Consider the following 21,672-nt stretch of genomic DNA (forward strand, 5'->3'; position numbering starts at 1 on the left):
TCCAGAAAAGGAAAAGGCTGCTTTCATGCAGCCTTTCTTTATGATGCTTTCTTGGCCTTCTTTAAAGGCTTTCCAAACATTCCTAGATCGGAACCTTCAGGCAACACATCTAAGTCAATGACCTTCATTTTGGTTTTATTACGAAGCTCTTCAGCCACAAAATGTCTATGGCAATCCGAAGCATCAGCTTCATAACACAACAAGGCCGCACGATCAGTTTGTTTTACAAGCTCTACCACTTCCTGCAATTCTTTTTGCGTTTTTGGAATGATTTCATCAACAAACTTTCCAAACATCTGATTGCGAGTGATCAGTTTTGCTTTTTCTTCCTTTCGCCAGGCATTGGGTGTTCCTAAAGTGCCATAGTGAATATACCCGATGCCTTTTTCCTCAAGACGCTCGCGCAGGCGAGACTTTGAAAAACCTTTTTTGCGACTGACTGGATTCTTGCGAATATCAATAATATAGCTAACTTTGTTTTTCTTTAAACCCTCTAAAAATTGATCAATGTCACAGCCTTCATAGCCGACCGTATAAATAGTCATAACGATCCTTCCTTGGATAACTTCTGTCCTTCAGTGATTTCTGGGACGGTAAAATCTTTTTGAAATAAAGCTTTGTCCTTCATTCCTAATCTTCCAAGAAATGGAAGTTTGATCGCAGGATTTGCGAAATCAACACCGAAACTCATGCCTAAAAGATTTAGCTCAATTCCTTCTTCTAATCCGACCGTGGCACCCAACAAGCCAAACAAAGAAAGTTGTACGCCCGTGCCGGATTCAGAAAACCCAACAGGCTGCCCCGTGCCGATCCAATCTTTACCAACAGCATGGGGAGGCAAGCTTGCATACAAGCCCGGAGTATTGCGCATCACATGGGAAACAAAGGTGTTACTATTTGGCCCAGGCCAAATTCGATAAGAATCGGGATAGGGATAAGACTCAATAGCTTTCACCACATGGGGAATCATCTTTTCAGCTTCTTCACCGCGCAAATCAAAATGCAATGTCGGCTCATTACCAAACCATTTTTGATCAGGTTGACGATGGGTTAAGCGCACGACTTTCATTCCATGATTAGCGTAATAGCCCATCACCTCATACACATCGTACTGCTTGGCATTTTTCTGTTTCACAGCAAGCCAGGAATGGACAGCAAGATTTCCCTTCCATCCATAGGTGCGTGCAGAATAGACCTGCACCATGGCTCTAGTTTCTGACTGCGGAGTCGGAGCTATACCAATAGAACTGCGATCCGCTGTACGCCAATCATCAGCCCAAGAAAAAATTGATTTAAAAAATACCATAATAGAAACAAGCATGGCTTTTTTCACTGAACCCTTTCTTGCCAATCAGGATGGGATCCTAAAAGGCTAAATGCTTTTTTGAGTTTCTTTTTTCCTTCCACACTGTGGGGCCAAGTTGAAACTCCGCTGGGATGAGGTAAGCAAATCACATCCACTGCTTGGCCATGAAACAGTCCCTTCAACTTTTTGCCGACGACGTCCCCTAAAGTTTTCGATTTAGGAAAATCTTTTGCGCCCAAGACTTCCGTGATCGCCACGCGTCCCACTGCAATCACAAGTTTTGGTTTTAACACCTCTACCTCCTTTTGCAGATGATTTCGGCAATTCGCAATTTCAGCGGCGCTGGGCTCTCTGTCACCCTTCCCCGCCTTTCCAGGAAAACAGCGCGCCACGGCCGCAATGTAAATCTTTGTACGAAATGTCTCTTCGTCAATGCCAGTGCCCTCATAAAACCATTTAAAAAGTGTTTTACCGGCAGTATAGGCAAAGGGCTTTCCAAAAGTACTTTCATGAACTCCTGGGGCCTGACCAATAAGCATTACGGAACTTTCAATGGCTGGCCCATGCACGGGTGTACCGCACATCTGCGGGCACTCTTTGCAACTAGCAATGCCTTTCTGGATGGCTTTTAGTTTTTTAAGTACAGTCATCTCACTTCCTAATTAATACTTCACAGAACCTTTCAAGCTTATAGGAAATTGCGGCAGAGCTCTAGATTGGCTCTGGACAAAGGTTTCGCGCCAGAGTCATAAAAAATATGAATTGAAGAATGATTAGAAATAAGATCAAGTTTAATACGGAGACCAAAAAGAAAAGACACCTTTTTTAGGTGCCTTTTCGAATCTGTGTCGAGATAAAAACTATTTTTTGCGACTTTTTAGAATCAGCGCTAGTGCTGCGATGCCAAGCCCGGCACCGACGCCATAAACAGTGTTTTTTCTTTTGCGACGTTCTTCTTCTGTTTGAGTTGGTGGGCCGAAAATAAGTTCATCCATTCCGCTTTCAACCATGTCACAACGGTCAGCCAGCATCAGCATCATCCAGCGAGACACTTTGTCTTCGCCGAGCTTATAAGCTTGATCGCGTAAAAACCCGCTAAGACCTTTTGGCGGACAAGCCGTGCCAAATACTGGCGTTAGCGCGGGCCTTTCAATACTTTTATGAATTTTCATGTGCGGCTGCTGACGATCCATGGCTTGCCATCTTGCCCCGTTATCTTCCTTATCGACTTTTCTTTCTCGAGGAACACCAGGACGGTTGGCTTTGGGAAGATCTGCTCCCCAACCTGGCACACCTGATGGAATACGCGTTTGTTCCATTTCCATTTGAACCTCCTAGTGTCTTTCGCTTGGTGGAATTAAAATACACTTAATGCAATCATCTTCCTTATTATCAAACATGTGATACGCATCGACGACTCCTTCAAGTGGAACACGATGAGTGATGATCGCTTTAGGGTCTAAGTTTCCAGCGCGAACATGTTCAATCAAGTGCGGCAAATATCTTTTTACGTTTGCTTGATTCATTCTTAACGTAAGGCCTTTATTTAAGGCTGTACCGATAGGGACTGTATTAAATGGCGGGCCATAAACCCCAACTATAGATACAACCCCGTTTTTTCTTACAGAATCAATGGCCCACATAATAGCTGTCGCAGATCCGGCTTGCATTTTCATTTTGATCCCAGAAATTTCCTGCCACTTCAAACCTTTCGCCTCGCAACCGACAGCGTCGATACAAACATCAGGACCTAAATCATCAGTCATCCTTTTCAGATATTGGACGATGTCTTTGTGCTCTCTGAAATTTACAACCTCGCATTTTGCGTAGTTTTTTACGAACTCAAGTCGATATTCCAAATAATCAACCACAATCACTCGCCCTGCACCGAACAGCCACGCAGATCTTGCTGCCATAATTCCAACCGGACCTGCACCAAAAACAACAACCGTATCGCCTTCTTTAATTTCACCCATTTCGGCTGCTTGATAACCCGTTGGAACTACGTCGGTCAGTAACAGCGCGTCCTCTAAGTTGAAATCAGGTGGAATCTTCATTGGTCCCACATCAGCGAAAGGCACTCGCACATACTCTGCTTGGCCACCATCATATCCCCCCGTGGTGTGCGAATAGCCATAAATTCCGGAACCTACCGTCGAGTTAGGATTGGTGTTGTCGCAATTTCCGAAAAGCTGTTTTGTACAGTAAAAGCAAGCTCCGCAGGCAATGTTAAACGGAACTAGTACATGATCGCCGACTTTTAAGTTTTGCACTGAAGATCCAACAGCCTCGACCACCCCTGTGAACTCATGACCAAACGTAGATCCAACTCTGGTGTCTGGCACAAGACCATGGAAAATATGAACGTCAGAGCCACAAATGGCAGCGCGGGTGACTCTTATGATGGCGTCATTGGGATGTTCAATATCAGGCATCGGTTTATGATCAAGGCGGATTTTATAGGGTCCCCGATAGGTCATTGCCAACATAGAAGAACTCCTTCCTAGAGATCTTAAAAAGTGAATTTGAGAAATCTATTGCAAGTTCAACGCCGTCACTTCGAGCTATCACTGCGCATTGAAAGAGGTTGTGCTTATTTTACCCAGCATGAAATTATGGCAACGAATGACATTTTTTGGTCCTTCATAGAGTCAATTTTATACTGGCACCGTCAATTCTACGTCCATACACTAAATTTATTTCTAATTACTTTGAACTCTTAGTATCTATTCTGCGTTTGGGTTACGGTGGTATTGTGAAAGCCTGTTTTCTAATTTTCATTTTAGTTCTCTTTGGTGCGAGGGCCTGGTCTGCGAACGTGCAGATTTTTGGCGCCCAAAATGACAGTGATCTTAGTTTCTTACAACAACACGCCCGGCTAGCAATTTCAGAATTTGAAAAGATATTTGGCCAGTTATCTAAAGACATCAAGATCGATTTAAATAGCAGTAACTGCCTTCGCGTTGGTTATAATTATACAGACCAACTTATTTATTTTTGCAGCAATAAATCCGTCATCAACATGGGCTTAAATTCTTCAGACGTCATTTATCATGAAACTTTTCATGCAATGTTTTGTCAGAAGTTCCCCCATACGTGCACAACGGATTTTTTAGATTCGATTGATCACCGTGCAACTCACGAAGCGTTGGCAGATTTTTTTGCCCAACAGATTTCACAAGATGAAGAATTTGGTGAAAATTTTTATACCGATAAAAAAGCCATCAGAAGCTATGCTACAAAACTTTGCTACGCCTTGGTCACCGGGTCCCATGAAAAAGGAAATGCGCTGGTTTCCCACCTTATCGAAAAAAATCATAGCTGGCTGGATAAAGACACTTGGTTTGATTTAGAAAAGTTCCGCATCCGCACCGAAGAATCATCAAAAGACATCTGCTTTGCCAAGTCCAGTGCCTTAGAAATTTCAATAAAACCTACCAATGCTAGTTATTCCTCTTTGAATCGATATCGCTTGACCCCAAGCGGTATTCTTTTTTTATCGGCCTCTATGAACGATGCAGTTTTAAAACGGTTCCCCGATTTTTCAATACGCTTTGAAGTGAATGACACTGAAAAGTTCATAATTAGTAGCATAGACGAAAAAACTTTCGCGGTGAAACCTTTGGTAACAGAGGGATTTTCTACTTCCTCAGCTCTTTTTTTAAATGGCAACGACCTTGTCGGCCGAATCCCTTTTTATTTTGGAATTAAGATAAAATAAAAAAGCCGGTGTTCCCGGCTTTTTTTGTTATTTTTTCTTTTTGGTTGGAGCCGTTTCCTCAGCCTTCACATCTAGATCAAGTCCCTGGGCGTGTCGATTTTCAAGCTTTTGATTACCGTACATATCTAAAGCCTGGATACGAATGTCTGCGATCTGTTCGCACTCTTTCACCAGTTCTTTATCTTGGCAAGCCTGGTAAAGCTTACGACGAATACTATTCCAGGTTTGATACCATTCTGCAGCTTCTTCTAATTTACTTTTCGACGTCTTTTCTAGGCCAGGAATCGATTTCAGCGAAACCTGCAGTTTTTCTAGATAGAATTCTTTTTGATCTGCGCGCAGATCTTTAAATTCGTCATACGAAGACATCCAAAATGGCGGGGCAGACATATCAATCTTGTCTGCCGCCATACTTAGATTTAAGTAGCCGATAAAAACTAAGATGAAAATCAAAGAAGCCCGCATCCTATCTCACTCCTGATGTTGAATTTGCAACCATCGCAATTTGCATCGAAGAGTTTGAACTTGTACCTTCAAGCGCTTCGTGAATCACTGCCATTTTCATTTCATTTTGTTCTGAACCACGGCGAGTAACCCAGAAGTTTTTGCGATCAGAACAATCACTTACGTCGGCCATGATAGTATTAACATCTGCATTTGTACCAAACGAATTTCTTTCATCATGCATGCCCATTGTGCCAGTGAAAAGATCAAAACGATTTGGACCTTTAATAGCTCCACCTTTGTCATGCACAATCAGATAGCCTGGATGAACAAAGGATTTACCGTTTGGTAAAGTCATAACTTTACCTTTCAGTGATGGCATTTCGATAATGTCGCCCATGCTATAGTACTTTGGATCAGCAGCTACAGAGATATAGGGAATCAAACATTGGTTTGAAGCCCCAAAAGCAGTTTCACAATTTCCCATCGAAATCGTTTTATTATTATAAGTTAACAGACGATTCCCCGGAAGGATCCCTGAACCCTGCATACGAACCTCACGACGGAAAGCTGCGCAAGGTTGCGAAGACTGACAGTAGTCCTTCACATGCGGGATGAAATAAACAGAAGTCGTTGCTGTGCTACTTGAGCACAGTGGTGCGATCCCCGCTTCCGCAACGATGACGAAAACACTTGCTAGAATAGTTTTCGTAACAAGTTTAGTTGCGACTTTCACTGTATGTACTGAGTTCTTTGCGTTTGTCATACAAAGCTATAAAGCAAAGACTGGGCCTGCTATTGAGCCGTTTAATGGCACTTGATCGTCAGAAAATTAACAGGCGTTGTCACATTCAACACATTCTCAAAATGAAATTTCTCTGTTTGGTACATCCGTTTACAGTATCTGTATCTGAAAACGATAGAAGGCCGCTTTGAAAGCGCTACTTAGCTTTATACTTTCCTTAGCATCAACCTTTAATGTGTCGCCTTGTTTCAATAAGACAGCTTCGCCAAATCCTTGAACCTTGATAGATCCCTCACAGCAGAAAAAGTAGTTCGCTGTCTCAGCACAATCAAAGTGAAACTCTTCATCTTGTATTTTTTGAAAACTCATATGAGCAATTACCTTTGCGCGGTTAAAAATAATTCCCAGGTCGACAACTGTGTCGGTGACAAGTTCTGATTCGATCACTCGCTCGCCAGGAAATGCTAGAATATGACTTTGCCCAAGTTTTTCGCCATTAAGAAACAGTCCCGCTCCTTTCCAAACACTTAACAAACGATCATAACCAGGAAAATTTGAAAAGGGCGATGACGCTTCCACCGTGGCAGAACTGATGCGCCATAAAAAATCCTGAGGGAAAACGGCTGATGCGGGATAAATATCAATTTGGGCGGTAGAGCCCAGTCCGTTTTTCCAGGACATCGTCTGATATTCTAAACTTCGAATGACTTTCATTCTAAAAAGCTAGCGGGCTTTCAAGAAGCCCGCAACCTTGATCTTGGCATTATTTACTTTGAGACACTTTTTTTGGCGGCATTGCTTTTGATTTATCTAAGTATTTAAAAATTTGATTTACTTCATTTTCAAATGCTTTTTCATCCTGCCGAACACCGTTAAGCACTGTGCTCCAGTTACGCACAATACCTGCTAAGGCAACAGCCTCTTTAATTTCTTGGGGACTTGCACCATTTGCTGTTGCAAAGCGCGTGTCAGCATAGGTGCAATAATCACAAGGAATCTGACTTGAAACAGCTAGGCTAATAAGATCCTTCGTTTTAGGCGACAAAGACGTGTTCGGATTCGCATTCATGTCCCTAAAGTTTTTCCATGCTCCTGCAATTCCAGCTTCGGGATAATTTCTTAAGAAGGCCGGAACAAAACCAAAAGTCTTTTCGATTTCTTTGTAAGCACTTTGCGCGTCAGTCACTTGAACAGGCTCTTTGACTTCCGTTTGCTGAGGCATTTTGGCCGTAGCTGCAACCATACGATCGATGTCTTTTCTAAAGACTTCTGCATCGTAAAGATTACCGTAAAGATTTGCGCTCCACTTTCTGGTGAAGCCCGCAATAGCGATGGCTAAACGAATGTCTTCCGGTTTTGCGCCGTGAAATGCCAATGCTTTTTTATGGAAGTAAATACAGTAACGACAAGGAATTTGCGAAGACACTGCAAGGCCAATAAGTTCCTTTGTTTTTCCATCAAGGGCTGTGTTTGGACTTAATTGAATGCCCTTAAACTCTTCCCAGGCTCCGGCGATACCTTCTGCAGGATATTCTTTCATGAAAGTGGGAACCATTCCTAAAGTTTGTTTGATATCATCGTAAACTTGAGTTTGCTCTGCTGATACTTTTACTTTTTCTGCGGCATAGGCGCTAAAGGCGATACTGCAGATCACTAACAGGATCCATTTTTTCATCGTACACCTCTCTTTGAATTTGTATTTCGAACACTTAAGCCTCGCTAAGCAAGAGCTTCCCTTTAGAAGTGCCGACAACCAGAGAACCCCCGTTCAACACACGAAAATGGTGCTTTCGTTCTATGTGACACAGATGTAAGGCCAGATCTCATATATTCGATTTGAAATCTAATACATTTGATCTGAGGCACATTTTTACTCAGTCTGAAAGTTTCCTCTTTAAATCCGCAACACTTTACGCTAGAAAGAAGACTCCAATACCGTCTCTCTTGAGTGAATAGCGTTCGGCCTTTCTTCTCTTTAGTGGCACCCAATCCTAAGGAGGAATTCATGGGCAAAAAAATTTACGTTGGAAATCTATCATATTCATGTGACGACCAATACTTAGCAGATATCTTTGGTGAGTTTGGAACTGTTGAATCAGCTCGCATCGTTATGGATCGCGATTCTGGTCGTTCAAAAGGTTTCGGTTTCGTAGAAATGTCTTCTGACGAAGAAGCTTCTGCAGCTATCGAAAAATTAAACGGTACAGACCAACAAGGTCGTAACATCAACGTTTCTGAAGCTAAACCAATGGCTCCTCGTGAGAACCGTGGTGGTGGCTTCGGTGGCGGCGGCAACCGTGGCGGTGGAAACCGTGGCGGCGGCTTCGGCGGCGGACGTCCTCGTTACTAATCTAAGTTTTTAACTTAGAAAATAAAAAGGCTCAGCGTTTTACGTCTGAGCCTTTTTTATTTTTTGATATTGTTATTATTTAATTCGCACGTACTAGTCTTACTTTAATGTCCTCTGGATTCTCTGCAAACTCCCCTTCTTGAACTTCATTTGAAGCCACTAGAACTTTCGTATTTTGAATCGACTGCAATAACTTTTTGTGAATGATCTTTTGCTGGATCGATGCCTCCTTTACGAGAGAGTTGAAATCCTGTACCGCTGCATTTGCAAATGAACCGTATAAACTTATTATTACTATTAAGAAGCGCATCCTTGCCCTCCGTTATCTACTAGAACCGCGGGCCTTCTAGAGTGGTTAATTGCCAGTGCATTTTTTTGTTGTTACCGTTTTCTTATGAAAAATTCTAAAGCAGGCCTTATATTCATTTTTATCACTGTCACCTTGGATATGATCGGTATCGGCCTAGTCATTCCTTCCCTACCCGACATCATGCGACGCTTTGTAAGTTCAGAAACTTCGGTGTCTTCTTATTTTGGTTATTTCATTTCCTTATACGCGTTGATGCAGTTTTTAGCTTCCCCGCTATTGGGTGCGCTGTCTGATCGCTTCGGGCGTCGATCAGTGTTGTTAGTAAGTTTGTTGGTGGCCGGTTTTGATTATCTGTTAATGGCCTTTGCACCAAATCTTTGGATTCTTTTTGCAGGTCGAATTCTTGCGGGCTTAACGGGTGCGAATATCACAGTGGCAATGGCTTATATTGCTGACGTCAGTGATGATAAAAATCGCGCGGCAAACTTTGGGATGATTGGCGCTGCCTTCGGTTTGGGATTTATTATAGGTCCTGCAATTGGTGGCCTGCTTGGTCACTATGGCCCGCACTATCCATTCTTGATGGCGGCAGGAATGAACTTGCTGAATTTCTTATTTGGATTATTTATTTTGCCTGAATCATTGCCGCAGGAAAAACGTCGCCAGGTCGACATCAGCAAAATCAACCCGCTAAGTTCACTTAAAAAAGTTTTTGATGCGAAACACATTCTGGCATTTCTAATTATCTATTTCTTGTTCTCGCTGGCTGGGCAGACGCATCCATCGATTTGGACTTTGTATACTGAGAAAAGATTCAACTGGTCGACGGCAGAGGTTGGTTTTTCTTTGGCGGTTGTGGGCTTACTAAGTGCCGTAGCGCAAGGATGGCTGACTCGAGTCATTATTCCGTGGATTGGTGAATATAAATCCGTCGCTTACGGATCTTTGGGTTATGCCGTTGCTTTTGCACTGTTCGGTTTAGCAAATGAGGGCTGGATGATGTATGTCGTTCTAATTTTCTCTTCGGTATTTTGGGTGGCCACGCCGGCTTTGCAGTCTTTAATCAGTCACAAAACTCCGCCCCATGAACAAGGCGAGCTGCAAGGAACACTTGTAAGTCTTGCAAGTTTAGCTGCGATCATCACTCCGATCGTGACGACAAAACTGTTTGCGATGTTTACTGCGCAAAGGACTGATGTGTACCTGCCTGGTGCTCCATACTTTTTTGCAGCCATCGTCAGCGTCGTCTGTTGGTTGATTCTTTTAAGAAAAAAAGAAGCGTAAGAACTGCTGCGAAAAAGCCGAAGTGCGTAAAGCGCTCTGGTTACATTATGACTCCATCTTTGTTGGCACCCTCTTTGAAAAGCAAAATAGTGCTTAACCATTTAAAGGGGGAATGAATGAAACAACTAACCACCATTTTTTTAATTAGTTTTTTTGCTTTGAACACTTACGCAGGAATCTTTGATTGGATTCGTCCAGGTGATGGAGGTCGTCCTCCTCGTTACCCAGGTGGCGGTCATTCACAAGTCACTTGTTCTGCGACAGACAACGGCTGGGAAGAACACTGGGGTGGTCATGGCAGTTGTCGAGAGTGTTTGAAAAAACATGGCGACTGCGTTGAAACTTGCAGCATCAAAAACACGACGTGCACTGCTGAAGGTGTTGATTACCGCGGCTACAAAATGACAGTTCAAGGTCGTTCTGAGTATCGCTTCGATGCTGAACGCGATGCTATGGATCGCTGCCAGTATCGTTATGAAAACTGCCGAATCACAAACTGCAGTGAAAATTCAGAACAGGTATCCCGCCGTTCTTGCCGCTAGTCCACTTTGTTTTTATATCCGTGAACCATCCCCGCCACGAGATTTTGTTTTTCGTGGCGGCTTTCATAAAGTGCCCCGATGATATGAATCGCGACAGCACCCATTAAGATGTCTGAAATCCAGTGATGAAGCTCTTCGACCCACTCCTCGCCGAAATATTTATCTGTGCCCATCATGAAACCTGAAACTGCTAATCCAATAATACAGCTCATTAAAAAAATGATCATCCAACCTGCGATCGGGTTGTGGGACTGATAGGTTTTACGGGTTTTGAAATTACGAAGATAAGAAAAAATAGACTTGGGTGAAGCAAGCCAGATTTTAAAACGCGCATAGGGGCTACCAAAAAATCCCCAAAACAATCGCGCAACGACGAACCCCGCAGCAATATACCCAAGAACTTCGTGCGGAGTATCGCCTTCTTCAGTAACCCAGAAGTTTAAAAAAACACAGATCACCAAAGTCCAATGAAAAACCCGAACAAAAATATCCCAAACGTATATTCTTTCCGGGCTCTTCATTTCCATTTTTCTCCTTAAGCCAACTCCACAGCACAAGACCGATCAAAAAGGTCCAAATGCAAGGCGGAGGGTCTTCCCACAGCGCAGACGTGGCAGCGCCACGTTGGAGCGAGGACAAGGCCCGACAACGCAGTCAGTTGGGCCTTTTTCATCGGTCTTACTTTTGTTTTACGATGCTTCCATCTACTGGGTTAAAGTAAATTTCTACTTTTTTACCTTCTTTATCCCAACCGTAGATTTCATAGCAATTGCCGTCGACTTTGAATTTTTTAATTTTATAGCCTTGTGACAAAATCATCTCTTTCATTTTGGCTTCTGGCATCCATTTTTCTTTTGGTTCTTTTGTGCAATCAGGACCAGCAAAAGAAACCGCAGACGCTAATAGGACAAAAGACATTAAAAGTGCTTTCATTTTTGAACCTCCAAGTAAGGTTGATGTGTCTAATAAAAGGAGCTGCTTGTCTAGGGTCGAGCCTGACTCATCAGCTCACTGAAAACAAGATGAAAAATGCCGTAAATATTGTTCTGATATTTAAGTAACAAAAGGAACACCCTTTGACGAATAGCTTAAAGTCATTGTTTTTAAACCCGGCGCCCTTGGATCTTCATGAAAAACTGCACCGTCATGCCTGTGTCGCAGTGATTCTTCGGGGTCAAAAAATGGAAGATTTAGAAGTCGCTTTTATTCAAAGAGCCTTCAATCCCGACGATCGCTGGTCAGGACACATCGCTTTTCCTGGTGGCAAAAGGGAAGAATCTGATGCTTCGGATCTGGATGCAGCTTTGCGCGAAACTCAGGAAGAGGTCGGCTTGCAACTTTCACCTGATGAGCTTGTAGGTCGTCTTGACGATATACAAGCCCGCAAATCAGGAACGATGCTGGATTTTTATATTCGACCTTTCGTGTTTCATATTGATCGCGAATTTGGGATCACATTGGATGCTTCTGAGGTGGCCGATTTCTTTTGGACGCCTCTGAAAGAAATCCTGTCACCGCACCGACAAACATTTTATGGAGTCGTGCGCGATACCGGTGGAATTCGTTTGCCTGCAGTTCATTTAGACAGGGATCCACCATTATGGGGCTTAACTTATATGATGATTCTTAACTTATTTGATCGTTTGAAATTAAGCGCATATAAAAGTTCGACAGTGAAAAACTTGTGAGCAAAAAAAAGCCGTTTCAATTCTAGATTCGGATAAAAATCCGCAGAAAAAAATAAAAAGGCCTTAACTCTACAAAGGTCTAGCCGATAAGTTTACTACCTTGTACGAAAGGAGCCTTAATGGCGAATTTTAAAGTAGTACGTCGCGAATATATCTATAACAGGGAGATTCGTGAATTGGCTTTACATACGGAGACGGGGCCGCCTTAACTAAGCTAGAAAAATTAGCTACAAAACAAAAAACCATAATCGCACAAGGGATTATGGTTTTTGTTTTTTTTGGCAGTTTGCAAATCAAGCTACTGCTGGAATTTTAGTTCTTTCATCGCATTTAAATCAGATGTTGTTGCACGCAAACGCACACCTAATGACTTCGCCGTGGCTCTATAAAACTTCAAAGCCATTGCTGGATCTGCTTGAAATAGATTGCTTAATTTTGCAAACGGGATTTCGGCGATATGGGATGATTCGATACTTTGAACGGTCGCAGATCTTTTGCCACCATCAATGAAGGGCATTTCACCGAAATGAGAACCAGATCCTAAAGTTCTGATTTGAATCTCATCACCGCCACCCGTGCTAACAGAGATTTTTACGGAACCCATCACCACGACATAAAAAGCATCCGCCTCCTGCCCGACAGAAAAGATATCCTGACCAGGAACGAAATTTTTAAGTTCAGCAACTGAAGCGACCTTCTGCAAATCTGCATCAGAAAATTCAGAAAAAAGATAAATTGATTTGAGCATTTTTAAGTCCATGCGGCCTCCGAAGTAATATTTTTCGGTGTTCTGCAAAGACCGTCAAGAGGACTCAAACGCCATAGACCTATGTCCAACAAAAAAAGCCAGGAGTGTAATCCTGGCTTTGGTGTTTTTTAAGAATGAAATTGGACCCTATTAAAGAATCGAGAAGATTGTCGAGAAACTGAACGTCGTCGACTCAGTTCTTAGATTTTCTGGGTAGTAGTTCAAGAATGGAGCAAAGTAGATGTCCTTAGTAAAGGCCATGCCCATTCCCAAGCGACCCGAAACTGTTTTGTTTAAAAGATCGAATTCGCTATCGCGAGCGCGTGGGTTCGCAAAACCAAAGGCAAAAGAGTTATACATGTTCACTTTATCAGAGAAGTTGTATTTCACTTGCGGGTAAAAGCCTACATAGTAACGGCTAGCAGTTCTATCGCTTTTTTCATAACCGCGGTCATAGATGAAAGCACTGATCGAAGAATCTAAACCCACAGCGAATCCAGAAGTACCAATGTTGTAAACCACCGAGTTATCGTAACCAACACCAGAAGTTTGACCTACTTTTTGGAAAGCAGGATTGGTATTTAGTGATACGTCGTAAGAGTTACGAATTTGAACTTCGCCTAGGCGTGAACTGCGGTCGTAGCGTAAAAAAGGATTTCTAACGTCAACACGCTCAACACCGTGAAAAGGAGTCAAAGCACTTACGCCTGTTCCTGTGCTTAATGCGCTTTTGCTATCCAGACGGTAACGAGCACTTAAGCTACCACCTAAAGAAGTTTCAGAGTTTCCGATGTTTCCATCTGGGTTTGGCTGGCGTTTGTTTGAAAGGTCACCCACTGGAGGGCCGCTGAAGTTTAAAGAAACTTTTAAAGAGTAACGAGAGAATGAGCCGCCTTCAGCTTTAAGTTTTGAATCCGTGATTTCTTTATTGTCTTCGAATTTTTTATTTTGCAAAACGCTGTCTGTTTTAAGGACAGATTCTTGGGTAGCTGGTGCTGATACAGTGGTAGTTGAAGTCTGCGCATTTGCTTGAACGGTCAAAGTCATCAAAGCTGCTAAAAATAGCTGGCGATTCATGTTTATCTCCCTGGTTTGCCGAAGGTTTTACCTGGGAGGATTCAAAAAAGAAAGTCAGAGTCGTGACAGGTTCACAAATAGTAAAATTTTTAAGAGTTCCGGATCCGGAATAAGACTTCAGGCAAATAATCAATAACATCACTGGCAGTCATGGATATCAGATCCTTTTTATGCGCTTTCCATAAGTTGGCCGTGGCACCATGGACGTAGGCACCTAATAAAGCGGCTTTAAGGGCGGAAAGACCCTGGGCTCTTAAGGCGGTAATGATCCCAGCAAGAACATCCCCGGTTCCTGATTTCGCCAAAGCGGAGTTGCCGGTGGCATTTGTATAAACATCTTTGCCGCTAAAAATCAGTGTTCGATGACCTTTAAGCAACACCACCCCCCCCATCAGGGCATGCCCTTCACGAATGCTGGCTTCGCGGTCACTATTGACGTCGGAACTGTTAATACCTAAGCAATATCCCATTTCAGCGGCGTGAGGGGTAAGAATCCACTGATCTGGAACAGGAAAAAGTTTTTCGTCAGCGCAAACTCGAAGGGCATCTGCATCAAGCACTACATTTTCGACTTGAGCCTGCTTTAACTGCTGGATGACCGAAGCAGTAAAATCGTTTATTCCAAAACCAGGGCCTACGAGGACCGAATTAAATTGGATCTCTTGCCAGGGTGTTTTATTCAAATCAGCCACCAGGAAATCGGGATTTTCAAGACTGGAAATAGAAACATTTTTTTGCGCGACACAAACGTAGCCACTTCCCATTCGCAATGCAGCTTTTGCTGCTAAAACGGCAGCACCGGGGAACTGCGCACTTCCTGCTAAAATTAAACTGCGCCCCCGGGAACCTTTATGATCCTGTTCTGAAATCACCGGTAAAAGTTTCCGGGCCGCTGCTTTCTTTAAGATTAATACGGGAGCAGTGGATTTCGTCATCGCTTTAAGTGTATAACCCTAACCTATGATCGTAAAGACGGAAGCAGATCTAGCAGGTCTGAAGAAAATTGGCAAAATCGTAGCAAACTGTTTGCAGCACATGGCAAAGTCCATGGAACCGGGCATGACTACGAAAGAACTTGATGATTTAGGCGGAGCTTATTTAGAAAAGCACGGTGCCAAGTCAGGTCCTAAAGTGACTTACAACTTTCCTGGTTTTAATTGCATCAGCTTAAATCACGAAGCTGCCCACGGTGTGCCTTCCAGCAAGAAAATCAAAAAAGGCGATCTCATCAACATCGACGTATCTGCTGAATTTGGTGGTTATTTTGCCGACAATGGTGGCTCATTCATCGTTCCTCCGGGTCGTAAGGAAGATCAAAGATTGCTGGATGTTACTAAGGCCGCATTAGACGCCGCGATCGCCGCTGTTAAGGCGCAAGAAAACATCAACGTCATCGGCTACAACATTCAAAAAGTCGCCACAGAACACGGCTACACAGTCATCGAAAATTTAGGAAGTCACGGTGTCGGCAAGGGACTGCATGAAGAGCCAAAATTTATCGCGGGTTACTTTGACAAGAACGACAAACGCAAACTGCGTGAAGGTCATGTGATCACAATTGAACCTTTCGTTTCTACGGGTGCGCGCTTTGTGGATGAAGAAGCTGACGGTTGGACTCTGGTAACAGGGCCTGAATATCGAACGGCTCAATTTGAACACACGATGGTCGTCATGAAAGACCGTGCTTTGATTGTCACAATCCCCGATTTCTATGCCTAGTGTCTTGTATAAAGACACCTGTATATAGTTCATTTGCTCCGAGCGGTTTTTAGGGTTTAGCATTTAAGAACCACGCTGGGAGCCGCTATGGATAAGCTTTTTACTGATCTGACACTTCCTACAGGCCTTCCTTTCGCCGTCGAAATCTCGTCAGCGGTGTTATTGCTGTGGGTGATCTATTCAGGGGTTCTTTGGACCACGGGCGCTCTTAAAGTCGACCAAAATGGCAACCGCCGGAAGTTAATGTAACAAGTTGCGATTCTTTTACATAGACACGCCGCCTTTAGGCTTGAGTCCTATCAAAAAAATGAAAGGCTATCAGGGTCTAAAGACGGAGGACTTATGAAACTATTTTTTGTCGTAGCATCGCTACTTTTGGCTTTTTCTGCTCAAGCAAACGATCGTAAAGTTGGAAACGTAATCGCGGTAGAAAGAACTATCTCTAACGTTTATAACTCTTGCATCAGCACAATCGATGAAGCTGACACTGTTAAACCAAAAACTTTCTTTTCATGCGCGATTAAATTCACTCAAGACGGCGAGCTTCCTGTAACTAAAGGCCGCGTTTTGAATCTTAGAGACAACCGCTGCTTGGTTGAAGGCGAAAGCGTGAATGGAATGCTATTCATCACTTTCTCTGCAGCAAAAGGCCTTACTCCATTTGAAGTAGCTAAAGGATGCTTGCAAAAATCATTGGGTTCTAGAGATTCAGTAAAAGTTGTTCTTTACACTTTGGAATAACAAACTGTTTTGACAAACAAATGTAGAAAGCTCTTCCATTCGGAGGGGCTTTTTTTTTAAGTTCTCCTTAGTTAACAAGATTTCTTAACATCACACCACCTAAAGTATTGAAATTCAAAACGATTTTTGGTTTCTTATCAAAGGATTTTGTCCTACAAATGTGGTGTTTTTCTTGCGCCTGTATTTGTTCCCAAATAAACTGCTTATGCAACGAAATTAAATTGCTGGCCTTATTAGGTGGAGTCGGAACATGGCTAAATTGTTTTTTACGGAAATTCCAACGTATAAAGAGATTCAAGAGAGTGCTAAAATGCTGCATCCTGAGTTGGATCATTTAACATTCTACTCCCATATCCTTTTGCGTAAAATCAGTACTGATCTTGAAGTGAACCTTGATAAATTCTTTTCGCAATACAATCTTTCATCGGGTCGCTTTGCCTTGATGTTGTTGCTAAACAGAACTCCAGGTGGCTTGATGCCCTCAGAGATCGCGCAAAAAGTGGGCGTTACGCAAGCAACGATTTCTGGCCTTATTAACAGTCTTGAAAAAGCAGAACTTGTGAAAAGAACTACCCATGAAAAAGATGGTCGTTCGTTCGTTATCCTTTTAACTGAAAAAGGCATTCAAGCTTGCCAAGAAATCGCTCCGCTTTATCACGAGCGTATTTCTAAGTTCTGGTCTGACTTTTCTGTCGAGGAAAAGCAGTCGATTAGCAGCGGCATGGAAAAGCTGATCAAATCAGTAGGACGCCTAGGCCAAACCGAAAAGGCCTAAACGAAAAAAGCCCCGTTTCAGGGGCTTTTTTTTTAGTATTCACCATTCAATGTACAAGATAACAATTTATCCACCGTATCGCCCATCACGTTTTGGAAAGGACCGAAGTGGTTGTACGAGCGCCCCACCGACATATGCGGACTTACGCAACGTTCAGCTGGAGCTTTTAAGCTGCCACTTGAATTCACGTTATATGGATGCGTATTGTAAGCCTTTACTGCATTCACTTGCACCGCAAACATTCCTGTTACTTTCGAAGCCGCACAGAAAGAATTGAAAGTCTGTAAAGAGCTGCCCAGAATGCGGATTAATTCAGACTGACTTGCGCTTGTTGAAATACCGCAGCTTGGGTAAACCTGGTTCCACTCACGGATACATGCTTGGATGTTACCACTTGCTGTCGGAGTGAATTGGAACACACCAATGTTCAATCTAGAAGCTTCGTCTTGGTATGGATCTTCATAGAAAGCCACACTTGCAGGACGACGGTAACCAGATGGAGCATACTTTTCAGCCACTCTTTGTGTACTTGAAGAGTTCGCTGACGTTAACGACTCTAGGTAAGATAAGCACATCATATATTTTGACCAAAGTTTTGAAGCCTTCACGTAACCATCACGGTTCCCTGCTAAAGCTTCGCGACGATAGCCGTTCATTTTATCAGCAAAAACGTTCATCTTTTTGATGGTCGCTGCGCCCGGTACATTTTTCCCGCCGTAAGTTGTATTCAGAGTTGAATTAGTTACGTTGCACAACGGATGCGAAATCAAACTGTTTGGTAAATACGTGTTTACGTCTTTATTTAAACCAAAATAAGAAGCCACATAACCTAGCTGCGCTTTTGAAGCATGCATTTTTAGTTCTACTGCGTAAGCGATGCGATCCGCGAAACGATCGTTACCATCAAGGCTTGCATCACAGCTATCAGTACGATGACCTTTAGAAGCATCACGCACCGGAAGAAGTTCGCGGTAACCCTTGTAAGTCGTATCGACGATGCCACCTACTGGATAAGCCACTTCTGTAAATGGGTTAAATCCTTCCGGAGTAAGATCATCAGAGATTGCTGCTGGTTCGCGCGCTGGCGGCGGCGTTGGTGTCGGAGCTGGAGTTGGAGCAGGGGTCGGCGCGGGAGCCGGTGTGGGTGCGGGAGCCGGGCTTGGAGTCGATGGCGCCTTAGATTCTTGAGGTGGTTTTTTTGCCATCGCAAAGCTAGAGCTTGCGCACACAGTTGTTAATAAAGCGGCTAAAATGATGTTTGTTCTTTTATGTGTTGTCATGCCTCCTAGATCGGAGGAAGGTCTTAGGACTTAAGGTCACCTAGACCTTTTTCTGAGGGTTCTTTGAAACTTATTGCCAATTAAATTGAAACTGGAAAAGTTTTAATCGTTTTTCCTAGACCTTTGACTGGAAGTTGATTCAAGCTCCGACAACTCCTGACCGATAAATTAAATGCAACAAATCAAAGGGAGTCTCAAAATGAGTCAACAATATGATGTACCAAACCTCTATAATTTCTTAACTCAAACGCCAGAGGCTGGTCTCAGAAAAATGCTCGTCGATAACAAACCTTTCTCTGAAGTTCATTTCAACATGATGATGAAAATCGTCCGTGGTTCTGATGAAGCTCACTTTACTGAGCACTTCACTAAACAGGATTATCCTAAGGTTAAATTCAGTCCTGCAGAGATTAAACTGAAAGAAAAGTTCTGGGCAGATGCTATGACTTGCTGGAATAGCAGAGGTCTATTGACTCCGGCAGTGGCAACGAGAGCAGCGTAATTGGCAGACGCCGGCAAAGCTGGGGCAGTACCAATTTACACAAACAAATAAAAGGGAGCCAAGGCTCCCTTTTTCCTTTATAATCTCCCCCATGATCGCTTACCTCACCACCGAACAGTTTCTTCCCGAACTTCAAGAAGAAATCAAAAACATCAAATCAGTGCACGGCAATTTGATTATTGCTGATGGCCCCGTTCAGGATTCTGTTTGGGCTCAACAAATCTGGTTGAATCCAGAAGTGATCACTTTTGAATCTATCACTCAAGCGGCTAAGGCTTTAAAAGAACGCGGCAAACTGTGGGCTTGTTATAGCGTTGATAACCATCGTCGCGCGCAACTGATTCAAGACAACCTTCCTAAGTTAAAACCCCGAATTATGGATTTTTTAAGTCCGCTGCCCAGCGATCCATTGGGTGCTTGGACTTTATTAGATAAAAATACTTTGCTGGTTTCTAGCGAAACGAACTCTGTTTTTCCTTTGGGTGAAATTCAGTTTAACGAAGATAAAAAGAATCCGCCTTCTCGCGCTTACTTAAAACTTTGGGAGCTGTTTACAGTTTATGGAGTTAAACCCGAAGCGGGTCAGAAAGTTGTCGACTTCGGCAGTTGCCCTGGTGGGTGGACCTGGGTTTTACAACAAATGGGTTGTGAAGTGGTCAGCATTGATCGCGCACCCCTTGAACCCCATATCGCACGTTTGCCACGAATTCACTTTATGAAAACCAATGCCTTCACTGTGAAGCCCGAGGACATTGGGGCCATTGATTGGTTTTTTTCAGATATCATTTGTTATCCAGAAAAACTTTTAGAACTTGTTCAGCAGTGGCAAAATTCAGGACTTTGCCGCAACTTCGTTTGCACGATAAAATTTCAAGGTAAGACTGATTTTGCGACATTAAAGAAGTTTCAGTCCATGGAAAAAGCCAAGGTTCAACATTTGTATCACAACAAGCACGAGGTTACTGTATGGATAAAGACATCTTCACCCTGATTGGAAGGGAAGATGAAAAAATCAAACTTTGGCAGGACTTAGCCCAAGCCAAAGGCGAACTTCTATGTAAGGGAAAAGAAGAATCCATCTGTAAACTGCGCGTTTCATTTTATAATTCAAAAACTTTAAGCCTTGAATGCGTTGTTGAATCTTCGACCACCATGGCAAACCTTGAAGAATACCTAGGGCATTTCTTTTTGGGCGGCGAAAAATACTATTTCCAAGCCCAAGCGCAGATTCATCAGGGTAAAGTCGTCGTACCAATTCCGAAGGAACTTTATCACCTGCAACGCCGTCAGAATTATCGCGTGCGCATTCCAGAAAGCTACAACGCCTTTTACAACATCATTCTTGTGAACGATAAACCGCAGAAAATCAGCGGAGCATTAGCGGACCTAAGCAGCCAAGGTTGTCGCGTGGTTTATCGTATGGATGCTCCGCTAATGAAAGTTGGCGACACCGTGACAGGTCTATTAGTCATTGGCAAAAGAGCACCGATGGAAATTCAAGGGATCGTTCGCCATATTCGCGTGGATGAAGGCAATAAAGTGATTCAAACTTTCGGAATTGAGTTCACTCCCCTATCGCCGATCATTGAAAACAAATTGTTTGCGATTACGATGGAAATACATAAGGACGTCTTTAAACGCCCTTCCTAGTTACTCGGTTCTGATTCATTCGGCGCCAAGATCTTTGGCGCTTTTTTTCTGACTGGCTCGTATTCTTGATCCAAATTGAAAGTCTGCTGCTTACGTTGTTCTTCAGCTTCTTTTTTTCGGTCTTTTTCTAGTTTCTTATTTTCTTCATAGCGTTTGGAGTAATCACGATGAAGCTGATTGAATTCATCGTTCTTGCTGCGAGCATAATCGTCGAAGTCCTTACGCTTATCGCGCATGTTCGCTTCAAACTCATCGCGCTTTTCTTTTTGGTTGGCGTAGAAGTCTTTGCGTTTTGCTTCTAGGTCATCAAAGAAATCTTTGCGCTCTTCACTGCTCATTTTCTTTTTAGAAGCGTCTTTTCTTTGTTCACCAAGATCTTTACTGAACTCATCACGTTCTTTTTTCTGAGCTTTGGTAAAAGTCTCGCGCGCTTTGGTCATATCTTTATTAAATAGTGTGCGCTTTTTATTTAACAGGCTTGAAAACTTGCCCCGTACTTCACTAGGATTGCGGGACAGATCGCTCATCATCTGATCCATGAAGGCTTTTTCGTCATTTTCTTTTTTTACGTCGGCCGGAATGTCTTTACGAAGCTTTTCTAAAGCTTCGCGATCGGCTTTCAATGAATACTTCTCATCGACCAAAGTCTCTGGCGCGTTTTCGTCGGCCATTGCAGGAGTGTTCATACTTAGACAGCTAACAATAATTATTAAAGTCCAAAGACCAATAAGAGGACCTCGGGACCTCTTTTCAAATGGCAGTCGTGTTAGACTCATCAAAACCTCCAACA

General features: G+C 43.1%; 29 protein-coding genes. 12 read left to right on the top strand and 17 right to left on the bottom strand.

The annotated features are described in order from the left end of the window. Positions 1-38 precede the first annotated feature (38 nt). The 5 genes from MNR06_RS08905 to MNR06_RS08925 all read right to left on the bottom strand — a co-directional run bounded on the left by MNR06_RS08905 (position 39) and on the right by MNR06_RS08925 (position 3,795). Positions 39-545 (bottom strand): DUF488 domain-containing protein, encoded by a 507-nt coding sequence (locus MNR06_RS08905; protein WP_243535120.1) that lies wholly within the window; start codon positions 543-545, stop codon positions 39-41. Then, positions 542-1,333: a DUF3750 domain-containing protein gene (locus tag MNR06_RS08910; protein ID WP_243535123.1), complete on the bottom strand. Its 792-nt coding sequence runs from the start codon at positions 1,331-1,333 to the stop codon at positions 542-544. Before MNR06_RS08910 ends, MNR06_RS08905 begins: the two co-directional genes overlap by 4 nt. After that, positions 1,330-1,956, bottom strand: coding sequence for a uracil-DNA glycosylase family protein (locus tag MNR06_RS08915; RefSeq protein ID WP_243535126.1), 627 nt, complete (start codon positions 1,954-1,956; stop codon positions 1,330-1,332). Before MNR06_RS08915 ends, MNR06_RS08910 begins: the two co-directional genes overlap by 4 nt. Positions 1,957-2,166: 210 nt before the next feature. Further along, positions 2,167-2,631 (bottom strand): hypothetical protein, encoded by a 465-nt coding sequence (locus tag MNR06_RS08920; protein ID WP_243535129.1) that lies wholly within the window; start codon positions 2,629-2,631, stop codon positions 2,167-2,169. Between the two features lie 9 nt (positions 2,632-2,640). Then, positions 2,641-3,795, bottom strand: a complete 1,155-nt coding sequence (locus MNR06_RS08925; RefSeq protein WP_243535132.1) for a zinc-dependent alcohol dehydrogenase — start codon at positions 3,793-3,795, stop codon at positions 2,641-2,643. A 329-nt stretch (positions 3,796-4,124) separates the two neighbouring features. Here MNR06_RS08925 and MNR06_RS08930 point away from each other — a divergent pair, with 329 nt between their 5' ends. Next, positions 4,125-5,027, top strand: a complete 903-nt coding sequence (locus MNR06_RS08930; protein WP_243535135.1) for a hypothetical protein — start codon at positions 4,125-4,127, stop codon at positions 5,025-5,027. 27 nt (positions 5,028-5,054) lie between these two features. On the opposite strand, the gene MNR06_RS08935 is transcribed toward MNR06_RS08930, so the two are convergent. From MNR06_RS08935 to MNR06_RS08950, 4 genes are all read right to left on the bottom strand, one after another. After that, positions 5,055-5,480: a hypothetical protein gene (locus tag MNR06_RS08935; protein ID WP_243535136.1), complete on the bottom strand. Its 426-nt coding sequence runs from the start codon at positions 5,478-5,480 to the stop codon at positions 5,055-5,057. Positions 5,481-5,493: 13 nt separating this feature from the next. Continuing rightward, positions 5,494-6,237 (bottom strand): 3D domain-containing protein, encoded by a 744-nt coding sequence (locus tag MNR06_RS08940; RefSeq protein ID WP_243535138.1) that lies wholly within the window; start codon positions 6,235-6,237, stop codon positions 5,494-5,496. Between the two features lie 129 nt (positions 6,238-6,366). After that, positions 6,367-6,897 carry a HutD/Ves family protein gene (locus MNR06_RS08945; protein ID WP_243535140.1) on the bottom strand — a complete coding sequence of 177 codons (531 nt, stop codon included), beginning with the start codon at positions 6,895-6,897 and terminating at the stop codon, positions 6,367-6,369. A gap of 82 nt (positions 6,898-6,979) precedes the next feature. After that, positions 6,980-7,891, bottom strand: coding sequence for a carboxymuconolactone decarboxylase family protein (locus tag MNR06_RS08950; RefSeq protein ID WP_243535143.1), 912 nt, complete (start codon positions 7,889-7,891; stop codon positions 6,980-6,982). 330 nt (positions 7,892-8,221) lie between these two features. Here MNR06_RS08950 and MNR06_RS08955 point away from each other — a divergent pair, with 330 nt between their 5' ends. Further along, on the top strand, positions 8,222-8,566 hold the full coding sequence (locus MNR06_RS08955; RefSeq protein WP_243535146.1) for an RNA recognition motif domain-containing protein: 345 nt from the start codon (positions 8,222-8,224) through the stop codon (positions 8,564-8,566). Positions 8,567-8,645: 79 nt separating this feature from the next. Here the strand turns inward: MNR06_RS08955 and MNR06_RS08960 are convergent, their stop codons facing one another. Further along, complete coding sequence (locus MNR06_RS08960) at positions 8,646-8,876, bottom strand: hypothetical protein (protein WP_243535148.1); 231 nt, start codon at positions 8,874-8,876, stop codon at positions 8,646-8,648. A gap of 84 nt (positions 8,877-8,960) precedes the next feature. Here MNR06_RS08960 and MNR06_RS08965 point away from each other — a divergent pair, with 84 nt between their 5' ends. Together MNR06_RS08965 and MNR06_RS08970 are read left to right on the top strand one after the other, a co-directional pair. Further along, positions 8,961-10,160, top strand: coding sequence for a TCR/Tet family MFS transporter (locus tag MNR06_RS08965; RefSeq protein WP_243535150.1), 1,200 nt, complete (start codon positions 8,961-8,963; stop codon positions 10,158-10,160). Positions 10,161-10,276: 116 nt separating this feature from the next. Further along, entirely contained in the window at positions 10,277-10,702 is a 426-nt protein-coding gene (locus tag MNR06_RS08970) for a hypothetical protein (protein WP_243535152.1), read from the top strand. On the opposite strand, the gene MNR06_RS08975 is transcribed toward MNR06_RS08970, so the two are convergent. Both MNR06_RS08975 and MNR06_RS08980 read right to left on the bottom strand, forming a co-directional pair. Next, a complete protein-coding gene (locus tag MNR06_RS08975; RefSeq protein WP_243535154.1) occupies positions 10,699-11,229 on the bottom strand; it encodes a cytochrome b/b6 domain-containing protein in 531 nt (176 codons plus the stop codon). The genes MNR06_RS08970 and MNR06_RS08975 overlap by 4 nt on opposite strands. Positions 11,230-11,380: 151 nt before the next feature. Then, positions 11,381-11,635 carry a PepSY domain-containing protein gene (locus MNR06_RS08980; protein ID WP_243535156.1) on the bottom strand — a complete coding sequence of 85 codons (255 nt, stop codon included), beginning with the start codon at positions 11,633-11,635 and terminating at the stop codon, positions 11,381-11,383. Positions 11,636-11,778: 143 nt separating this feature from the next. Between MNR06_RS08980 and MNR06_RS08985 the strand changes: the two genes are divergently transcribed. Continuing rightward, positions 11,779-12,390 (top strand): NUDIX hydrolase, encoded by a 612-nt coding sequence (locus tag MNR06_RS08985; protein WP_243535159.1) that lies wholly within the window; start codon positions 11,779-11,781, stop codon positions 12,388-12,390. A gap of 298 nt (positions 12,391-12,688) precedes the next feature. On the opposite strand, the gene MNR06_RS08990 is transcribed toward MNR06_RS08985, so the two are convergent. The 3 genes from MNR06_RS08990 to MNR06_RS09000 form a co-directional block, all read right to left on the bottom strand. Then, a complete protein-coding gene (locus tag MNR06_RS08990; protein WP_243535163.1) occupies positions 12,689-13,150 on the bottom strand; it encodes a Crp/Fnr family transcriptional regulator in 462 nt (153 codons plus the stop codon). Positions 13,151-13,288: 138 nt separating this feature from the next. Further along, the gene (locus tag MNR06_RS08995; protein WP_243535164.1) at positions 13,289-14,215 is read right to left on the bottom strand and encodes a hypothetical protein; all 927 of its coding nucleotides are present in this window, start codon (positions 14,213-14,215) and stop codon (positions 13,289-13,291) included. An 89-nt stretch (positions 14,216-14,304) separates the two neighbouring features. Continuing rightward, complete coding sequence (locus MNR06_RS09000; RefSeq protein ID WP_243535168.1) at positions 14,305-15,150, bottom strand: NAD(P)H-hydrate dehydratase; 846 nt, start codon at positions 15,148-15,150, stop codon at positions 14,305-14,307. 25 nt (positions 15,151-15,175) lie between these two features. Between MNR06_RS09000 and map the strand changes: the two genes are divergently transcribed. The 4 genes from map to MNR06_RS09020 all read left to right on the top strand — a co-directional run bounded on the left by map (position 15,176) and on the right by MNR06_RS09020 (position 17,450). Then, the gene (gene map, locus MNR06_RS09005) at positions 15,176-15,934 is read left to right on the top strand and encodes a type I methionyl aminopeptidase (protein WP_243535170.1); all 759 of its coding nucleotides are present in this window, start codon (positions 15,176-15,178) and stop codon (positions 15,932-15,934) included. An 87-nt stretch (positions 15,935-16,021) separates the two neighbouring features. Continuing rightward, positions 16,022-16,183 carry a hypothetical protein gene (locus MNR06_RS09010; protein WP_243535171.1) on the top strand — a complete coding sequence of 54 codons (162 nt, stop codon included), beginning with the start codon at positions 16,022-16,024 and terminating at the stop codon, positions 16,181-16,183. Between the two features lie 93 nt (positions 16,184-16,276). After that, a complete protein-coding gene (locus MNR06_RS09015; RefSeq protein WP_243535174.1) occupies positions 16,277-16,675 on the top strand; it encodes a hypothetical protein in 399 nt (132 codons plus the stop codon). Between the two features lie 250 nt (positions 16,676-16,925). Continuing rightward, positions 16,926-17,450 carry a MarR family winged helix-turn-helix transcriptional regulator gene (locus tag MNR06_RS09020; RefSeq protein ID WP_243535176.1) on the top strand — a complete coding sequence of 175 codons (525 nt, stop codon included), beginning with the start codon at positions 16,926-16,928 and terminating at the stop codon, positions 17,448-17,450. 32 nt (positions 17,451-17,482) lie between these two features. Here the strand turns inward: MNR06_RS09020 and MNR06_RS09025 are convergent, their stop codons facing one another. Further along, positions 17,483-18,730: a hypothetical protein gene (locus tag MNR06_RS09025; protein WP_243535179.1), complete on the bottom strand. Its 1,248-nt coding sequence runs from the start codon at positions 18,728-18,730 to the stop codon at positions 17,483-17,485. A gap of 199 nt (positions 18,731-18,929) precedes the next feature. On the opposite strand from MNR06_RS09025, the gene MNR06_RS09030 reads away from it, so the two are divergent. The 3 genes from MNR06_RS09030 to MNR06_RS09040 all read left to right on the top strand — a co-directional run bounded on the left by MNR06_RS09030 (position 18,930) and on the right by MNR06_RS09040 (position 20,882). Further along, positions 18,930-19,232 (top strand): hypothetical protein, encoded by a 303-nt coding sequence (locus tag MNR06_RS09030; protein WP_243535180.1) that lies wholly within the window; start codon positions 18,930-18,932, stop codon positions 19,230-19,232. Between the two features lie 91 nt (positions 19,233-19,323). Beyond that, on the top strand, positions 19,324-20,223 hold the full coding sequence (locus MNR06_RS09035) for an SAM-dependent methyltransferase (protein WP_243535184.1): 900 nt from the start codon (positions 19,324-19,326) through the stop codon (positions 20,221-20,223). After that, positions 20,199-20,882: a flagellar brake protein gene (locus tag MNR06_RS09040; RefSeq protein WP_243535187.1), complete on the top strand. Its 684-nt coding sequence runs from the start codon at positions 20,199-20,201 to the stop codon at positions 20,880-20,882. The genes MNR06_RS09035 and MNR06_RS09040 overlap by 25 nt, the downstream gene beginning before the upstream one ends. Here MNR06_RS09040 and MNR06_RS09045 read toward each other — a convergent pair. Continuing rightward, entirely contained in the window at positions 20,879-21,658 is a 780-nt protein-coding gene (locus MNR06_RS09045; protein WP_243535188.1) for a hypothetical protein, read from the bottom strand. The genes MNR06_RS09040 and MNR06_RS09045 overlap by 4 nt on opposite strands. Positions 21,659-21,672: the final 14 nt, after the last annotated feature.

This window comes from Bdellovibrio reynosensis, assembly GCF_022814725.1.
Lineage (GTDB): Bacteria > Bdellovibrionota > Bdellovibrionia > Bdellovibrionales > Bdellovibrionaceae > Bdellovibrio > Bdellovibrio reynosensis.

Coding starts and splice junctions, on each gene's coding strand:
- MNR06_RS09020 (WP_243535176.1), top strand. CDS start 16,926: ATGGCTAAATTGTTTTTTACGGAAATTCCAACGTATAAAGAGATTCAA.
- MNR06_RS08945 (WP_243535140.1), bottom strand. CDS start 6,897: ATGTCCTGGAAAAACGGACTGGGCTCTACCGCCCAAATTGATATTTAT.
- MNR06_RS09040 (WP_243535187.1), top strand. CDS start 20,199: ATGGATAAAGACATCTTCACCCTGATTGGAAGGGAAGATGAAAAAATC.
- MNR06_RS08960 (WP_243535148.1), bottom strand. CDS start 8,876: ATGCGCTTCTTAATAGTAATAATAAGTTTATACGGTTCATTTGCAAAT.
- MNR06_RS08905 (WP_243535120.1), bottom strand. CDS start 545: ATGACTATTTATACGGTCGGCTATGAAGGCTGTGACATTGATCAATTT.
- MNR06_RS08950 (WP_243535143.1), bottom strand. CDS start 7,891: ATGAAAAAATGGATCCTGTTAGTGATCTGCAGTATCGCCTTTAGCGCC.
- MNR06_RS09035 (WP_243535184.1), top strand. CDS start 19,324: ATGATCGCTTACCTCACCACCGAACAGTTTCTTCCCGAACTTCAAGAA.
- MNR06_RS08965 (WP_243535150.1), top strand. CDS start 8,961: ATGAAAAATTCTAAAGCAGGCCTTATATTCATTTTTATCACTGTCACC.
- MNR06_RS09015 (WP_243535174.1), top strand. CDS start 16,277: ATGAAACTATTTTTTGTCGTAGCATCGCTACTTTTGGCTTTTTCTGCT.
- MNR06_RS09025 (WP_243535179.1), bottom strand. CDS start 18,730: ATGACAACACATAAAAGAACAAACATCATTTTAGCCGCTTTATTAACA.
- MNR06_RS08940 (WP_243535138.1), bottom strand. CDS start 6,237: ATGACAAACGCAAAGAACTCAGTACATACAGTGAAAGTCGCAACTAAA.
- MNR06_RS08915 (WP_243535126.1), bottom strand. CDS start 1,956: ATGACTGTACTTAAAAAACTAAAAGCCATCCAGAAAGGCATTGCTAGT.
- MNR06_RS08995 (WP_243535164.1), bottom strand. CDS start 14,215: ATGAATCGCCAGCTATTTTTAGCAGCTTTGATGACTTTGACCGTTCAA.
- MNR06_RS08990 (WP_243535163.1), bottom strand. CDS start 13,150: ATGGACTTAAAAATGCTCAAATCAATTTATCTTTTTTCTGAATTTTCT.
- MNR06_RS08970 (WP_243535152.1), top strand. CDS start 10,277: ATGAAACAACTAACCACCATTTTTTTAATTAGTTTTTTTGCTTTGAAC.
- MNR06_RS09030 (WP_243535180.1), top strand. CDS start 18,930: ATGAGTCAACAATATGATGTACCAAACCTCTATAATTTCTTAACTCAA.
- MNR06_RS08925 (WP_243535132.1), bottom strand. CDS start 3,795: ATGTTGGCAATGACCTATCGGGGACCCTATAAAATCCGCCTTGATCAT.
- MNR06_RS08975 (WP_243535154.1), bottom strand. CDS start 11,229: ATGGAAATGAAGAGCCCGGAAAGAATATACGTTTGGGATATTTTTGTT.
- MNR06_RS09045 (WP_243535188.1), bottom strand. CDS start 21,658: ATGAGTCTAACACGACTGCCATTTGAAAAGAGGTCCCGAGGTCCTCTT.
- MNR06_RS09000 (WP_243535168.1), bottom strand. CDS start 15,150: ATGACGAAATCCACTGCTCCCGTATTAATCTTAAAGAAAGCAGCGGCC.
- MNR06_RS08920 (WP_243535129.1), bottom strand. CDS start 2,631: ATGGAAATGGAACAAACGCGTATTCCATCAGGTGTGCCAGGTTGGGGA.
- MNR06_RS09010 (WP_243535171.1), top strand. CDS start 16,022: ATGGATAAGCTTTTTACTGATCTGACACTTCCTACAGGCCTTCCTTTC.
- MNR06_RS08980 (WP_243535156.1), bottom strand. CDS start 11,635: ATGAAAGCACTTTTAATGTCTTTTGTCCTATTAGCGTCTGCGGTTTCT.
- map (WP_243535170.1), top strand. CDS start 15,176: ATGATCGTAAAGACGGAAGCAGATCTAGCAGGTCTGAAGAAAATTGGC.
- MNR06_RS08955 (WP_243535146.1), top strand. CDS start 8,222: ATGGGCAAAAAAATTTACGTTGGAAATCTATCATATTCATGTGACGAC.